We start from the raw sequence: 16,233 nt of genomic DNA, 5'->3' as shown, positions 1-16,233 counted from the left end.
CCCCACCTCATAGACGAACTGTGACTACAGTCGTGATAGTTGGCGACGCCCTCTTCCCGTCCGCTAGTGCTCATCGAGCACCCCATCAACCACAAATGGTTCCTTCGACCACCAAGGGAGCGGATAATTGTCGACCCTTGTCACAAACGGCTGTGAAATGTTCGTACCCGGTCAACGCTGGATCTCCACTGCCGAGCCCGAGCTCGGCCTCGGCACTGTGCTGCGCGTCGAAGGGCGCGGGGTGCAGGTGCTGTTTGCCAAATCGGGGGTCCTGCGCCCTTATGCGGTCGATTCCGCACCGCTGGTGCGCGCCGAATTCCGCGCTGGGCAGCGGGTGGCCGGTAAGGGCATCGCCTTTCTGGTGGAGCGGATCGAGGAGCAGGAAGGGCTGCTGGTCTATCGCGGCGAGGGCCGCGAGCTGCACGAAGGGCAGTTGGATGACGAGCAAAGCGTCAGTCAGGCCGATGATCGGTTGATCGGTGGTCGTACCGATCCGGTGCATCATTTCGAGCTGCGCCTGGAAGGGCTGAAGCGCCGCGCTGATGCGCGCCGCTCAGCCAGTTGGGGGCTTGGTTCGGCGCGTATCGGGCTGGTGCCGCATCAGTTGCGTGTGGCCGCGATTGCCGCATCGCGCCATCCACCACGGGTGTTGCTGGCTGATGAAGTCGGCCTGGGCAAGACCATCGAGGCCGGCATGGTTATTGCCCGCCAGATCGCTACCGGCCGCGCGTCACGCGTGTTGGTGTTGCTGCCAGATACGCTGGTTTACCAGTGGTTCGTCGAGTTGCTGCGTCGCTTCAACCTCAGCTTTGCGATCTACGACGAAGAGCGCTGCGAGGCGGTGGAGCAATCCGACAGCGGCCACAACCCATTTGATGACGAACAACTGGTCATCGCCGATTTCAGCTTCCTCGAACATAGCCCCAAGCGCGCCAGCCAATTGCTTGATGCTCGCTGGGATCTGCTGGTGGTGGACGAAGCCCATCATCTGGCCTGGACGCCGGAAGAAGCCAGCCCGCGTTACACCCTGGTCGAGCAGCTCGCCGCCGCCACGCCGGGCGTCATCCTGCTGACGGCGACACCGGAACAGCTGGGACGCAGCGGCCATTTCGCGCGACTGCGCCTGCTCGATCCGCAGCGCTATCACGACCTGAACGCCTATTTGGCCGAATCCGAACGCTTCCAGTCACTTTCACACATTGCCGACAAGCTGCTGGAACGCACACCGTTGGAAGCTGGCGAGCTGAAGCAGCTGCATCAGGCCTTCGAGAGCGATGCGACGCTACAAGGCTACTTGGCCGACACCACCAAGCCCGAACACAGCCGCGAACTGCTGGCCGCGCTGATCGATCGCCACGGCACCGGCCGCTCGATGTTCCGCAATCGCCGCGCCGGCATCGGCGGTTTTCCGCAGCGCTTGCCGGTATGGGAACTCATCGAAACCGATCGCCAGGACGACAACACGCGCCAAGCGCTGCTCGCCGAATTCCATGCTGACCTCCAGCAGCCTGTTCCGGTGCTGGAGGTGGATTACAGCAATGACCCACGTATCGATACGCTGGTCGCGCTGCTGGAGCGTTATCCGCAAGACAAATTCCTGCTGATCTGCCGCAGCCAGGCCAAGGTGCTTGCCCTGGAAGAGGCGCTGCGCACGCGCACCGGTGCCGGCATCGCCCGTTTCCATGAAGGCTTGGGCATCATCCAGCGCGACCGCAATGCCGCTTATTTTGCGCAAGCCGACGGTGCACGCCTGCTGATCTGTTCGGAGATCGGTTCGGAAGGCCGCAACTTCCAGTTCGCGCACCGGCTGATCTTGTGGGATCTCCCGCTCGATCCCGACCTGCTGGAACAACGCATCGGCCGACTGGACCGTATCGGTCAGAAACACGACATCAGCATCCACATCATCGCCGTTGCTAACAGCGCGCAGCATGTGCTCGCCCGCTGGTACGACGAAGGCGTGGATGCCTTCCGCACCAGTCCCGCGGATGGCCGCGAGTTGCTACGTCGCTTCGGTGAGCCCTTGGCACGGCTGGCCGACGAACACGCGCGCGGCGATGATCTGCGCGATCAGGAACTGGATGTGTTGCTGGCCGAAACGCGCGCCAGCCACGAACAGATGGCCGAATTGATTCGCGCCGGCCGCGATCATTTGCTGGAACTCGCCGCCAGCCGCGATCTGCATGCGGACGAACTGGCCCAGGCATTCCGCCGCGAAGACGATGATCCGTCGCGCGACGCCTTCCAGCAGCGCCTGCTCGAATCCTTCGGCATTCACGCCGAAGAACTCGGTGGAAAAGTCGTGCTGCTCGATCCGCAATACCTGTCCACCGACGCCCTGCCCGGCTTCGCCGAAGGTCCGCAATCCATCACCTTCTCGCGCGATGTAGCACTCTCCCGCGAAGATCTTCCGCTGTTGCGGCTCGATCATCCGATGATCCTGGCCGCACTCGATCTCGCGCTTTCCAGCGAACGCGGCAATGCCGGCTTCATGGTCGATGACGCGTTACCGCCACGCAACGCACTGTTGCAAGCGGTCTATGTGCTCGAATGCGTGGCCGAACGCAGCCTTGACGCCGAACGTTTCCTGCCCACGCAGCCGATCGTTGTCACGATCGACACCAAGCTCACTGAACGCGCCAACTTCCAGCCGGGTGATGCGTCTATCCGCAAGGCGGGCGATCGCACCATTGAAGTGGCGCGTTATCGCAAATTCCTCGCCAAGCTGGTGCCGCCGATGCTGGAGAAGGCTGAAGCCGCTGCAGCGTTGCGCGCACAAGGTAGCATTGCCGATGCCGTTAACGAAGCGCGAGACACATTGGACGCTGAATTAGCTCGCCTGCGTGCGCTGCAATCCATCAATCTGTCGATCAGCGAGGCCGAAGTCACTCACGTCGAGGAAGAACGCTCTGCGCTGCTCAGTGCATTGCCGCAGGCGCGGCTGCGATTGGATGCCGTGCGTTTTGTGGTCAGTGCGGATTTCTTGGCGCTGCGCTGAGCATGGCAAGTTGGTGTAACCCTAAACTTGATTCGGGGTTACACCAACCTACGTAAGTCAAACGAAGCGTTACGCAGCATTCGCATCGGTAGATGCAAGACTCATCCTGCGCCCCACGCCAAACACCGCATACGCAACGCTCAACAGCGCCACCCACGCCACACCCACATACAACGCGACACGCGTATCCGGGCTATACCCCAGCATCACCAGCACAAACAGCAAAAAGGCCATGCACACCAGACTGCTCAACGGCCATACGCGCAAGGGAAATGCCGTAGCACCGTGGCGGCGGCGGAAACTGAAATGGGCGATCAGCACCATCATCCAGGTCCACACGGTGTTGAATGAGAGAATCGACATCATCATCGCGAAGATGCGACCGGGCAGCAGGTAGTTCAGCAACACACCGAGCACCAGGCATGCCATGCACGCCAGGACGCTACGGATCGGTACGCCTTGTTCACTGACCTTGCCAAGAAAAGCAGGCGCCTGCCCTTTATGCGACAGGCTGTACAGCATGCGGCTGCCGCTGAAAGTGGTGCTGTTGAAACCTGACAGCGCGGCAGTGATCACCACGAAGTTGATGATACCGGCGGCCTGATGGATACCTAGCTTCGCGAAGGTGCTGACGAACGGGCTGCCTTGCGTACCAAGCTGGTTCCACGGATAGATCGCCATGATCACGGTCAGCGCACCGACGTAAAAAATCAAAATGCGCCACAACACCGAATTCACCGCACGCGGAATATTGCGCGCCGGATCAGCAGCCTCACCCGCCGCCATGCCGATGGTTTCGATGCCACCGAAAGCGAACACCACGATCGGTAACGCCAGCACCATGCCGTTCAGCCCATTGGGGAGCCAGCCGCCATGGGCCCAAAGGTTGCTAAAACCCAACGGCTGCCCACCATTGCCCCAGCCGAGCCAGATCATGCCGGCGCCGCCCAGAATCATCAGCACCACGGTCACCACCTTGATCATGGTGAACCAAAATTCCATTTCGCCGTACACGCGCACGGCCATCAGGTTGAGCGTGCCGATCATCACCACGCTGGCAAACACCCAAATCCACTGCGGCAGCTCGGGAAACCATTCCTTCATGTAAATGCCCACGCCGGTGCTCTCGGCCATGCCCACACCCACCATCAGCAGCCAGTAATTCCAGCCGGTGAGGTAGCCGGCGAACGGCCCAAGATAGCGATGCGCGTAGCTGCTGAAGGAACCGGCAACCGGCTCGTGTACGGCCATCTCGCCCAGCGCGCGCATGATGATGTAGATCATGATGCCGCCAAACATGTAGGCGAAAATCACCGACGGGCCTGCCAACACGATGGAGTTGGCCGAACCCAGGAACAGGCCCGTGCCGATGGCCATGCCCAGCGCCATGAAGGTAATCAGGCGCGAGGTCAACTGGCGCTGCAAATGTTGGGTCATGAAGTCAGCCTGTCAGTGGACTTGTTCGATCAACGCATCAGGCGCCGCTGCGGTTTGATCGGCAGCTTGCCACGCCAGTACTCGATCATCAAAAAGCCACCCAGCATACCGCCGAGGTGGGCGAAATGCGCGACATCCGCTTGCTTGCCCGTCACGCCCAGCACGAGTTCCACTGCGCCATAACCGATCACGAACAGCCACGCAGGAATCGGAATCGGCAGGAAGATCAGCATCAGCTTCTCCTGCGGATAGAGCATGCCGAAGGCGAGCAGCAGGCCGAAGATTGCGCCGGATGCGCCCAGGGTCGGCTCGTAGCCATGGGTGTAGTACTTCACCACCACCAGCTGCGTCAGCGCCGCCACCACCAGGCACACGAAGTAATAGAGCGTGAAACTGCGCGAGCCGAACGTGCGCTCGATGGTGCCGCCGAACATGTACAGCGCAAACATGTTGAAGAAGATGTGCATGTAGCCGCCATGCATGAAGGCGTAAGTCACCAGCTGCCACAGGCGAAAGCCAACGCTGATCACGCTGCCGTTGTCCGCTTGCGCAAGCTGATCCGGCCCCCACGGCCACAGGGCGAAGTGCGCCACCAGGTAATCACCCATCACCTGCTGCAGCAGAAATACGGCGACATTGGCGATCAGCAAGTTACGGGTAACAGGCGGCAAGCGGTTTGGCATGAAAACCTCGAGGGGTATTTCGCTAAGTATCCCGCACGCCTGACCCAACAAAAAAGGCCACCTGACGGTGGCCTTTTCGCTGAAGCTCCTCTGGAAGGAAGAATCAGCCGTTATGCGTGCTGGAATCGATTTCGGCCATCGCATCCGGACGGCGTGCACCGGCAAAGCGCTTGGACCAGTAGCTGTCGGCCAGATTGTCGACGCGTACCGACTCGCCACGACGCGGCGAATGGATGAACTGGCCGTCGCTCAGGTAGATGCCAACGTGCGAGATGCGACCACGGCCACGACGATCGGCAGTGCGGAAGAACACCAGGTCGCCCGGCTGCATGTCGTTGCGGCGAACGATATGGCCGATCAGGTACTGAGACGCCGAGTTGGTGGGCAGCTGCAGGCCCAGCGCATGTTCGAACACGTAGCGCACGAAACCGCTGCAATCGAAACCCGTGGAAGGATCGCGGCCACCGCGCACATAGCGCACATGACGCAACTGCATGGCCAAGCCAACCAGCATGTCGCGCAGATCCTGAGAGGTCTTCGCATCACTGAACTGGGCTGCGATGTCGGCAGCATCCACCTGGTCAGCCGTGTCGCTCTTGGCAGTCGCCAGAGCAGCAATCGGAAGCTGGGTAGGAATCGTGGATTGCGCCAGAGAGGGTGCGGCACTGAAAGCAGCCAGCGGACTCAACAGCGAACTGGAGATCTTTCCGGAAACCTGTGCCTGAACACCACTATCGGCGGTGGCTGCGAGCACTGGACTTGAAAGGCACATAGCCGAGGCAAGCGCGGCGAGTACAAGTCGCGTTTTGGGCATTTGTGGATCTCTGGGCGGTTTTGCCCGGTCGCCGCCCCCTGCGGTGACCGTGACGAAGCAGTGAAAGTAACAAAGCGCAACCGCCGACATGTTCGGATGAAGTTAACTGAACTCCATCGTCCGCTAAATACGAAAACCCTATAGCCGTCTCGTAAGTACATGAATTAAAAGGTGAAAATTTAGAACCTTACGCACAATTGGCGAGGGCCCGCCAAAAATTTAGGCAATCTTTACGTTCGGAGCGCGACGAAACTCACACATTCAGGCCTTAAGGCGACTCCCAAAAATCGCTGTGCCTACCCTCACTTCCGTCGCGCCTTCGGCAATGGCCAGCGGAAAATCGGAGCTCATGCCCATGGATAGCCGCGGCAGTTCGTGGCCCTCGGCAGTGCAGCGGTCCTGCAGTTCGCGCAGCTGGCGGAAGCAGGCCCGCACCTCGCCAGGATCTTCGGAGAGCGTCGCCAAGGTCATCAGGCCGCGTACCCGCAGCGTGGGATAGTCCCGCAACTGGGTCAGGAAGGTGGGCAGCTCGTCTGCGGGCAGGCCGGACTTGGTTTCCTCCTGAGCGGTCTTCACCTGTACCAGCACATCCAGGCTGCGGCCTTCGATTTGCAGTCGGCGGTCCAGGGCTTCTGCCAGTTCCAGCCGGTCCAGCGACTGCACTTCGCTGGCCAGCCGCGCCACATCCTTGGCTTTGTTGGTTTGCAGGTGGCCGATCACCACCCACTCGATCGCTTCATCGGCCAGGGCAGCAGCCTTGTCGCGAATCTCCTGCACCTTGTTCTCGCCGAAACGGCGCAAGCCCAAGGCTATGGCCGCACGCACCGCTTCCGGCCCGAAGGTCTTGCTGACCGGCAGGATGGCCACCTCGGACGGATCGCGTCCGGCTGCGCGGCAGGCCTCGTCGACCCGCCTGCGCACCACCGCCCAATTAGCCGCCAGCTGCGTGGCGTCGGTCACCGCTTCCCCTGCTCGAAGTGGCGTGCGACCACGTCGGCCACGACCATCGAGACCTTCTTGCCGGTCGGGATGTGGATGAACTCATTAGGGCCGTGCGCGTTGGAATGCGGGCCGAGCACGCCGGTGATCAGGAACTGCGCCTGCGGGAACTTGGCGCCCAGCATGCCCATGAACGGAATCGAGCCGCCCTCGCCCATGTACGCCGCCGGCCTGCCGAAATACTGCTCGGACGCCGCGGACACGGCCTTTTCCAGCCACGGCGACAGCTGCGGCGCATTCCAACCGCTGCCATCCTTTTCCAGCTTGAAGCTGACCTTGGCGCCGTACGGCGGATCTTTTTCCAGCAACTGCTTGACGAACTCGCCAGCCTTGGCGCCATCCGATGTCGGCGGCACCCGCAAACTCAGCTTCACCGCGGTCTTGGGGCGCAGCACATTGCCGGCGCTTTCCAGCGGCGGCAAACCATCCGCGCCAGTCACTGCCAGTTGCGGACGCCAGGTGCGATTGAGCACCAGTTCGGTGAGGTCGTGCGTCACCGGCTGCATGCCTTCGACGAATGGGAACTTGCTGTAGATCTCCTTACCCAGCACACCGGCCGCGGCCTTGGCCTGCTCGATGCGCTGCGGCGGAATCTCCGCATAGAGCTCCTTCGGCTTGATGCGGCCGGTTTCCGGATCTTCCAGGCGCGACAGCAGCTCGCGCAGGATGCGAAAACTGGACGGCACCACGCCGGACGCATCGCCCGAATGCACGCCTTCTTCCAGCACCTGCACCGTCAGCTCACCCCCGGTCATGCCGCGCAGCGAGGTGGTCAGCCAGAGCTGGTCGTAATTGCCACAGCCCGAATCCAGGCACACCACCAGCGAGGGATTGCCGATGCGCGAAGCAAGGTGATCCACGTAGTACGGCAAGTCATAGCTGCCCGATTCTTCGCAGGCTTCGATCAGGATCACGCAGCGCGCATGCGGCACGCCCTGCTCCCGCAGCGCCAGCAGCGCGGCAAGCGAGCCGAAGATCGCATAGCCGTCATCCGCGCCGCCGCGGCCATAGAGCTTGTCGCCCTTCAACACTGGCGTCCACGGGCCGAGACCTTCGGACCAGCCGGTCATTTCCGGCTGTTTGTCGAGATGGCCATACAGCACCACGGTGTCGTCGTTCTGGCCCGGCACTTCGATGTAAATCAGCGGCGTGCGGCCTTCCAGACGTACCACTTCCAACGTAGCGCCCGGCAACGACGGCAACTTGGTGCGAGCCCAGGTTTCCATCAGCTTTACGGCGGCATCCATGTAGCCGTGCGCCACCCAATCCTTGTCGAACATCGGCGACTTGTTGGGAATCCGGATGTAATCCATCAGCTGTGGGACGATTTCAGCATCCCAAAGATCACTGACGAAGCGGGTAATACGCGCGGTATCCATGCGGACTCCATGGCTGAAGTGAAAAAGCGATTCTAGCAGCCCCGTTTCACCCCAGCAGGTGAGAAACGACCGCTTGCGCACACATCCCGCACGCGAGCGCTGACAACAAAAGCCGCTTCAGACGAGCACGTAAGCAAGCACTTCACCGACTGGGAAGGCGCACCGGCTGCGGCGCAAAGTGACATCGCGGCACGGAAAAGGCCGCGACTTTTGACCCAGGGAGATATCACGCATGTTGAAGAAAATCATCGCCATCGCCGCACTGGCGCTTGCTGTTGCTTTGCCCGCCTTCGCCACCACGCCGGTGAACATCAATACCGCCGACGCCGAAACCATCGCCAAATCGCTGACCGGCGTCGGTCTGACCAAGGCCAAAGCCATCGTGGCATTCCGCGAGGAGCATGGTCCGTTCAAGAGCGCCGACGACCTGACCCAGGTGAAGGGTATCGGCCAGGCCACGCTGCAGAAGAACCACGACGCCATTCTGCTTAGCGGCGAAGGCGCCAAGACCGAGGCTGAAGCACCCGCCAAGCCCAAGCGCGCCAAGAAAGCTGCACCGGCTACCGAAGGAGCAGCGCAAAACTGATCATTTTTTGACCAGCCGATACGGCCCGTTGTGGGCCGTATCGCCTAAAGCCCATTTCGCCGCATGACGATACCCTTAACAGCCGCTTGGGCTACACTCCGCGCCGATCAACCGCCTGCCAACGCCGCCAACCCACATGATTCTTCCCCGCTACCGTATCGACGCCTCCAAGATCCAGGGCGCGGGCAAAGGCTTGTTTTTGGAGGAGACCGTGAGCGCAGGCCGGATCATCACGGCCCCGGACGCCATCGACCAGACCTATCGCTTGGACGATCTGCTCGCCAAGCCGGACCAGATGTATGCCAGCGCCCGCTGGTTCGAGGATCGCTACACCCTCTCGCCGGATTGGCCCGACGAGTGCTACATCAACCACAGTTTCGAGCCGACCGGCCTGTGGCATCTGGGCTTCGTATTTGCCCCCAAAGACCTGCCTGCCGGCACTGAAATCACCGTGGACTATCGTCACCTGCTCCCACCCGGCCAGGCGGAAGACTTTATTGACACCGCCACTGGTGAGAAAATCGTAGGTCTACCCTGGTACGAGAGTCTGATGACAACGACCCGCGCGCTAGCCCGTGTGCTGGACAGCGCCAGTCTCAGCGATTGATCCGAAATGATCCAAATTCCCACCCTGGAAACCCCTCGCCTCCGCCTGACGGCGCTTACGGAACGCCACTTCAGCGACTACGCCGCGATGCTCGCCGACCCGGAAAGCACGCGCTGGATCGGCGACGGCCTGCCACTGGACCGCACCAACGCCTGGCGCTCGCTCGCCATGCTGATCGGCCACTGGCAATTGCGCGGTTACGGCATGTGGGCGCTGGAACTGAAATCCACGGGTGAATTCATCGGCCGCGCCGGCCTGCTGCATCCGGAAGGCTGGCCGGATATCGAAATGGGCTGGATGCTCAAGCCCGAACATCGTCACCACGGTTACGCCACCGAAGCCGGTGCTGCCGTACTCGCTTACGCCTGGGACCAGTTGCACATACAACGCGTGATCAGCATGGTCCGCGTCGGCAACGACGCGTCCGATCGCGTCGCCGAGCGTCTCGGCGGCGAACATATCGAAGACATCGATTTCTTCGGCAGCGACACCCACATCTTCGCCTACTACCCGCCACACCGCGAGCCCTGCCGCGCCTGGGCATGAGCGCACTCCGCCCCGTACCCGCCGATGCACTGCGCACGCAAGCATGGGCCAACGGCGCAGGAACAACCACCGTCATCGCCAGTGGACCGGATGAGAGCAACTGGCAATGGCGATTGAGCATCGCCGACATTACGCAGGACTGCGCGTTTTCGCCTTATCCCGGCACACAGCGGCAATTCGTTGCACTGGACGCACCCATCCACCTGCATTTCGGCGATCAGCGTGACGTTTCGCTATTGCGACTATCCGTCACGCATTTTGATGGCGCTGATGCACCGCACGCGCAATTGCCGGAAGGCCCCACGCGCGCTTTCAACCTGATGCTGCGTGGTGATGCGGAAGGAAACCTGATCGCGCGGCCGTTGAATGGAAGCATGTGGTTGCCGGCGCGCGAATCGTGGCCGTGGTTTGTGTATTTGCTCAGCGGTCAGGCTGAAGTGCGCGTGGAAGATGAGCAGATGAACATAGAGGCAGGATCCAGTCTATGGATCGATGCGCTTCCTCGTCAGCGCATTCGGATCGAAGGTGGCGGCGAGTTGCTATTGGTGCAACTCGCACAAGGCCCTCGTGGGGTTAGTGCAACGTAACCCAACCCTCACAGCAGCGCACCCAATCGAGTCAGCGATACTCTGCCTGCGCCCTTACCGGCACCACCGTACGCGCCACCTCAGCCAACGCGAACAACCTCGCCACGCGCATCCAGCCGATGATCACAACGATCAGCTGACTCAGCAGCAGCGCAAGCAGGAAACCCAGGCCGCCAAACGCCGTCACATGAATACGCGCAACCGCAAACACTGACGCCAGCAGCAATCCCACTACCGTCACCGTCAGATAAAACAACAATGTTTTCAGCGGCCGTCGCACCAGCTGCCTGATACCGCGCCACAACGCACGCGTCGCGGAACGCAGCGTGACATCGGCAATGAACGCCGCGCGTGCTGACTCCACGATCGACTGCACTATCACAAAGACAACCAGCACCAGCACATGCATAAGGTTGGAATACGCACTCACCTGCGATTCCAGCACCGCTGTTTCGGCGTACTTGCCCACCATGTTTCCGCTTGCTGCCATCACTACCATCAGAAGGCCATACGGCAGTAAAGACCAAAACATCACGCGGAACATGCGGCCGTATTCAATCAGGCCATTTTGCAGCACCTCACCAAAGCCAAGCGCTCGCCCTGCCCGGCCGCTGCCGACGATCATGCCGTCCAGGAACGGCGATAACAGGAGCGTCAGCACGAACCCGATCATCGCGACCGCGCCAAGCCATTGGAAGTGATTGCTCAACGCAAAAATCACGTCCGAAAACATCAGGTCGCTGAAGTGTTGCGCCCATTCGGAGGCATGTACGGAGGTATCAAGTATACCGCCCAGCATGTGCCAGAGTGGCAAAGCCACCACCGTGGCGGGAATCAGCATGATCACCAGCCACAGCAACAGAAGCCGCCATTGCACGGCGGCTCTCATGGCAGTCCCTAGACTGGAAAAACCGGCGGAACGAGGCATGTTGTAAGCCATCACAGCGTCCCCAGCATGGAGTAGAAGGTTTGCAGAACAGCGGCGATATCCGCCGTCCAGCGCCGCGAAGCCGCACCATCGGGTGTATTGGTCAGGCTGTTGTTGATCCGGTCGGCATCCAGCAAGTTGTGCGCATCCGGATCGAGCTCCGCCGACACCGCCTTACTAGGCTTGGTGAAATCGAAGCGTACCCAGCGACGATCGTCATTCCACGTGACATCTTCATGCGTGCCGTCCTCGAACGTAACACGCAGCAGTTCCGGCACCGGCACCCCGGTACGTACGACCGTCACCGTGCTATGCCAGGGGAAAGGTCCTGGATCGCCGGGCTTTGCCTTTGGATGCGCTTTCTTCCACTCCTCGCGCTGCTTATCGATTTGCTTGTCCAGGTCGGATACGACAACTTCCGTTTCCTTGCCGTCCTTCCAGGTGACGCCAGCCTGAGGCAACACTTCGCTTGTATCGATGGCGTCGACGCGATCGTCCATCACAGCCGTGCCGTAGACGTAGTCATTGAAGATCTCGTCCACGTCTTTCGCGTTGCCGGAGCTGTCGATCAGCGCCGCGCGGAAATCTGCTACGGAAGGATGACGGAAGCGCCAGCGCTGGTAATACAGACGGAACGCTTTCTCCAGCGCAGGCTGCCCCAAGCGGGCTTCCAGGTCGTGCATGGCAGTCGTCGTGCGCGAGTACACCGTGCCGTAGCTGAGGCTGGAAAGGCGGTCCCAGCTGTTCTGCGCCAGTGGATCATGAGGACGCTGCAAGAATGCCGTCATCCGCTCGTATTGGAAACCATCGATGTGCGGCGTGATGCCCAGCCATTTGGTGAAAGGCGTAGCAAGCACAAGATCCTGATGTCGCTCGCGCAACATGCGGTTGTCCCAGAACTCATTTAGCCCTTCGTCGAGCATCGGTTCCTCAAACTCGTTGGAAGCCAGGATGCCGTAGAAGTAACCGTGGCCGAATTCGTGGATGTTCACGAAATCGCTGAGCATCTGCGTATAGGTATCCGGCTCCACGTACTTGTACGCGTCAGACGTGAAGAAGGTCGGGTATTCCATGCCGCCCGCCTCATCCGCGTTGTAAGGCGGAATCACCACCGTCAACGTGTGATACGGATACGGCGCCAGCGTGCGCGAGAAATAGCCGATCGCATCGATGCTCGATTTCAGGCTTGGCGCGGCGCTGGCTTCATATTCCGGCGGATAGATCACCCGTACAGCCACCTTCGGGCTGCCCGGTCCTTCGTAGGTGCCATCCAGAGTTTTGAAATCCTTGGCTGCCACCCAGGCAAAGTCGTGCACATCGCCCTGCACGAAGTGATAGGTCGTCTTGCCGTCCTTCTGTTCCGGCGCGCCTTGCAACTGACCAACCGCACCCACCGTGTAATCACTGGGCACAGTCAGATGGACGTCAAACAAACCGAAGTCTGCAAAGAACTCGCTGTTGAAATGGAACTCGTGCACGTTCCAGCGCACCTGTGTGGCGCCGCGTTCACCTGGTAATTCCAGCACGCCAATCTTCGGAAACCACTGGCCGATCAGGTTGAAATCACCCCACCATCCGGTGCGTGCCACCACACGCGGCAGCTGACTGAGAAAGTCGATATCCAGCGCCAGCGTGCCGCCGGGCGGCACTGGCTGCGCAAGGTCGATGCGTACCACCGTCTGGTCAGCTTCCGGTCCGCCATCGGGATGCACAAAGCTCCACTTCAATGACGTGCCGCCCTGCTGCACCTGTTGCAGGCGAATCCAACCCCACTGTCCCTTTTTCAATACGCCAACACCGCGCGAGCCACCATCCGAAGCAAGCACCTTCCGCTCTGTGAGAAAGGTGCTGCCTTCATTCTGGAAAGCATTCAGGTACAAATGGAAATAGACACTGCTTACCGGGCGATCGCTTCGATTGCGCCAAGTCATATGTTCTTTGCCGGTCACGGCGTGCTTGGTCGCATCCAGATCCGCATCGATCGTGTAGCTCACCACGCGATCAGACAAGGTCGGCTCGTTGCCGGTGCGCTCGCCGCCCCACGCATCGGGCGAACTCTTCTGCGTGATGATGGTGTCATGCGCCGGCGCAAACGGAATGTCTTGCGCGACTGCGGTCGATGCTGCCGATGCAGGCTGCACGGGTGCCTGCGCCCCTGCATGGCATGACCACAGCAAAACGACTGCAGCAAGCCACGGCTTGCCCCTATCCGTTGCAAGTCTCATCGAACGATCTCCCCAAGAGATGTACCAAGCGTGGGTCAACCATAGTCGCCCCCACATCAACCATAAGTCATGGAAAGGCGCTAAGCGCCCCCTTCCCTGCATGCCCTACGGCACCACCTTCGGATCGCTGGGATGCCTCGCGAGGGACTTGAACAGTACGGCAAGCTCCCACAACCCTACTCTGTGCGCATTCAACAACAGGCGTTAAGCTGCATCCCACCAGGCATGGGGCATTCATGCGGCATCGGGGAAGATGTTGAAATTCATGAACAAACCACCCGAATCCACCCGGCCTGACGGAGCCTAGAGAACCATGCGTATCCTGATTGCCGAAGATGATCCATCCATTGCCGCGGGCGTTAGCGCCGCGCTACGCCAAGGCGGCCATGCCGTCGACCATGTGGCCGATGGCGCGCGCGCGGATGCCGCGCTCAAAGACACCCCTTACGACCTGCTGGTGCTCGATCTGGGCCTGCCTAACCTCGATGGCAGCGAGGTATTGCAGCGCGTGCGCCGACGCGGCAGCGGGCTGCCGGTGCTGGTGGTCACCGCGCGCGAAGGTCTGCGCGAACGCGTACGGGTGCTGGATCTAGGCGCCGACGACTACCTCGTCAAACCCTTCGCGCTGGCCGAATTCGAAGCACGCGTGCGTGCGCTTTTGCGGCGCTACACCACACAAGGTGCGCCGGAACTCACCCTGGGGCGGCTGCGCCTGGATCTGCCCGGCCATCGCGCCTGGGTGGACGACACCCCGCTGGAACTGACCGCACGCGAATTCGGCCTGCTTGAAGCATTGGCCGCACGTCCCGACCGCGTCACCAGCCGCGCGCAATTGATCGAAGCACTATGCAGCTGGGACGAAGAACTCACCGACAACGGCCTGGACATCGCCATCTACCGCCTGCGTCGCAAACTGGTCGACTCGGGCACGCAAGTACGCACCATTCGCGGACTCGGCTATCTGCTCGAAGAGGTCAAGCAGGCATGAGCCAGTGGCGCTGGGGGCGTCGCAGCCTGCGCACACGTCTGCTGATGACGGTGATGGTGCCGCTGCTGGCGCTGTTGCTGATGAACAGCCTCATCACCTATGTCGGCGCGCTGATCTACGCCAATCACGTGCACGACAAGAATCTGATCGATGACACGCTGACATTGGTGCAGTTGATGGCGACCAAAAGCCCGGACGGCAACGTGACATCACAGGCAGCATTCCTTTTGGAATACGAGCCGGAAGGACGCAACTACTTCAGCGTTTTCAGCGCCAAGCACGGTCTGGTCGCGGGCAATCCCACGCTGCTGCCGCCGGATGGCTTGTTCAAGGACGGCAACGAAACCCAGCTTTACGACATCCAGATCGAAAAGCACGCCCTGCGCGCGGCCAGCATCCAGATGACCAATCCGCGCGACGCCACGGATGAGCTTGAAGTCACCGTCGCCGAAACCCTGCACGACCGCCACATGGAAGCGCGGCAGATCCTGCTGCTGAGCATTCCCGCGCAAACCGTGTTGATCTTTGCCGCCTTCCTGCTGGTATGGCTGGGCGTGCGTACCGGTTTGCGGCAACTCGACCCGCTCACCACGCAATTGGCCAACCGCCAGCACGATCTGGCGCCGATCGGCGACGAAGACGTACCCGAGGAAATCCTGCCATTGACGCGCACCATCGATGGCCTGTTCGCGCGCCTGCGCGCCATGCTTGCCTTGCAGGAACGCTTCATCGCCGACGCCGCGCATCAGCTACGCACACCGCTGGCGGGCTTGAGCGTGCACGCTGAGCGCGCGCAGGCCAGTTCCGATTCGGCCACGGTCCAAGACGCACTTAACCACATTCAGCGCTTGATTCAACGCGCCAACCGCACCTCCAGCCAGCTGCTGGCCCTCACGCGTGCGCAAACCATCGAGCATGAAGACGGCGATAGCGAGCCGCTTGATATGGCCGTCCTGATTCCTGAACTGGTCGGGCAGCGTGTGCACGAGGCGATCGCGGCGAATATCGACCTCGGCTATGACGGCCCCGCCGGTCCGTTATGGATCGACGGCGATCGCCACCGCCTGCAAGAAATGCTCGACAACCTGATCGACAACAGCCTGCGTTATGCCGGCAGTGGCGCCCTGATGACCGTGGCACTTTCGCGTGAAGGCGAAGACATCTGCCTCGCGGTGGAAGACAACGGTCCCGGCGTGCCGCTTGCGTGGATCGAACGCCTCGGCGAACGCTTCTTCCGCGTACCCGGCTGTGCCGAGGAAGGCAGTGGCCTGGGCTTGGCCATCGTGCAACGCATCGCCGAATGGCACGACGCCAAAGTGCGTTATTTCGCAGCGAGCAAAAAAGGTGGCTTGCGCGTAGAAATCATCTTCCCCGTCAAGCGGGGATGAACGTGAACATCGTGCCTATGAGTGATGCCTAACCCGCAGCACGAAGATGCGCAAAGCAACGTTACGCC

Annotated in this window: 14 protein-coding genes; 7 read left to right on the top strand and 7 right to left on the bottom strand. The window is 61.0% G+C overall.

All coding sequences use genetic code 11. The features are described from left to right. Window positions 1-157 precede the first annotated feature (157 nt). Window positions 158-2,998: an RNA polymerase-associated protein RapA gene (rapA, locus tag ISN74_RS04370; RefSeq protein WP_188799509.1), complete on the top strand. Its 2,841-nt coding sequence runs from the start codon at window positions 158-160 to the stop codon at window positions 2,996-2,998. A 69-nt stretch (window positions 2,999-3,067) separates the two neighbouring features. Here the strand turns inward: rapA and ISN74_RS04365 are convergent, their stop codons facing one another. From ISN74_RS04365 to ISN74_RS04345, 5 genes are all read right to left on the bottom strand, one after another. Further along, complete coding sequence (locus ISN74_RS04365; RefSeq protein WP_188797732.1) at window positions 3,068-4,435, bottom strand: amino acid permease; 1,368 nt, start codon at window positions 4,433-4,435, stop codon at window positions 3,068-3,070. A 29-nt stretch (window positions 4,436-4,464) separates the two neighbouring features. Further along, entirely contained in the window at window positions 4,465-5,118 is a 654-nt protein-coding gene (locus ISN74_RS04360) for a rhomboid family intramembrane serine protease (RefSeq protein WP_188797730.1), read from the bottom strand. 103 nt (window positions 5,119-5,221) lie between these two features. Then, window positions 5,222-5,932 (bottom strand): C40 family peptidase, encoded by a 711-nt coding sequence (locus ISN74_RS04355; protein WP_188797728.1) that lies wholly within the window; start codon window positions 5,930-5,932, stop codon window positions 5,222-5,224. A 261-nt stretch (window positions 5,933-6,193) separates the two neighbouring features. Further along, a complete protein-coding gene (locus ISN74_RS04350; protein WP_188797726.1) occupies window positions 6,194-6,892 on the bottom strand; it encodes a YggS family pyridoxal phosphate-dependent enzyme in 699 nt (232 codons plus the stop codon). Further along, the gene (locus tag ISN74_RS04345; RefSeq protein ID WP_188797724.1) at window positions 6,889-8,310 is read right to left on the bottom strand and encodes a M20 family metallopeptidase; all 1,422 of its coding nucleotides are present in this window, start codon (window positions 8,308-8,310) and stop codon (window positions 6,889-6,891) included. The genes ISN74_RS04350 and ISN74_RS04345 overlap by 4 nt, the downstream gene beginning before the upstream one ends. Before the next feature lie 232 nt (window positions 8,311-8,542). Between ISN74_RS04345 and ISN74_RS04340 the strand changes: the two genes are divergently transcribed. The 4 genes from ISN74_RS04340 (at window position 8,543) to ISN74_RS04325 (ending at window position 10,636) form a co-directional block, all read left to right on the top strand. Next, on the top strand, window positions 8,543-8,896 hold the full coding sequence (locus tag ISN74_RS04340; RefSeq protein ID WP_188797722.1) for a ComEA family DNA-binding protein: 354 nt from the start codon (window positions 8,543-8,545) through the stop codon (window positions 8,894-8,896). Window positions 8,897-9,032: 136 nt separating this feature from the next. Then, window positions 9,033-9,503: an SET domain-containing protein-lysine N-methyltransferase gene (locus ISN74_RS04335; RefSeq protein WP_188797720.1), complete on the top strand. Its 471-nt coding sequence runs from the start codon at window positions 9,033-9,035 to the stop codon at window positions 9,501-9,503. A gap of 6 nt (window positions 9,504-9,509) precedes the next feature. Then, window positions 9,510-10,049: a GNAT family N-acetyltransferase gene (locus ISN74_RS04330; RefSeq protein WP_188797712.1), complete on the top strand. Its 540-nt coding sequence runs from the start codon at window positions 9,510-9,512 to the stop codon at window positions 10,047-10,049. Next, complete coding sequence (locus ISN74_RS04325) at window positions 10,046-10,636, top strand: HutD/Ves family protein (protein WP_188797710.1); 591 nt, start codon at window positions 10,046-10,048, stop codon at window positions 10,634-10,636. Before ISN74_RS04330 ends, ISN74_RS04325 begins: the two co-directional genes overlap by 4 nt. A gap of 31 nt (window positions 10,637-10,667) precedes the next feature. Here the strand turns inward: ISN74_RS04325 and ISN74_RS04320 are convergent, their stop codons facing one another. Beyond that, window positions 10,668-11,525 (bottom strand): hypothetical protein, encoded by an 858-nt coding sequence (locus tag ISN74_RS04320; protein ID WP_229678995.1) that lies wholly within the window; start codon window positions 11,523-11,525, stop codon window positions 10,668-10,670. A 50-nt stretch (window positions 11,526-11,575) separates the two neighbouring features. Further along, entirely contained in the window at window positions 11,576-13,789 is a 2,214-nt protein-coding gene (locus ISN74_RS04315; protein WP_188797706.1) for a M1 family metallopeptidase, read from the bottom strand. 313 nt (window positions 13,790-14,102) lie between these two features. Here ISN74_RS04315 and ISN74_RS04310 point away from each other — a divergent pair, with 313 nt between their 5' ends. Beyond that, window positions 14,103-14,777 (top strand): response regulator, encoded by a 675-nt coding sequence (locus ISN74_RS04310; protein ID WP_188797704.1) that lies wholly within the window; start codon window positions 14,103-14,105, stop codon window positions 14,775-14,777. Further along, on the top strand, window positions 14,774-16,165 hold the full coding sequence (locus ISN74_RS04305; RefSeq protein WP_188797702.1) for a sensor histidine kinase: 1,392 nt from the start codon (window positions 14,774-14,776) through the stop codon (window positions 16,163-16,165). Before ISN74_RS04310 ends, ISN74_RS04305 begins: the two co-directional genes overlap by 4 nt. The last annotated feature ends 68 nt before the right edge of the window (window positions 16,166-16,233 follow it).

Origin of the sequence: Dyella caseinilytica, assembly GCF_016865235.1 — a bacterium.
GTDB lineage: Bacteria > Pseudomonadota > Gammaproteobacteria > Xanthomonadales > Rhodanobacteraceae > Dyella_B > Dyella_B caseinilytica.
The sequence above is the reverse complement of the archived record's forward strand: the minus strand, read 5'-3'. Positions and strand labels throughout refer to the sequence as shown.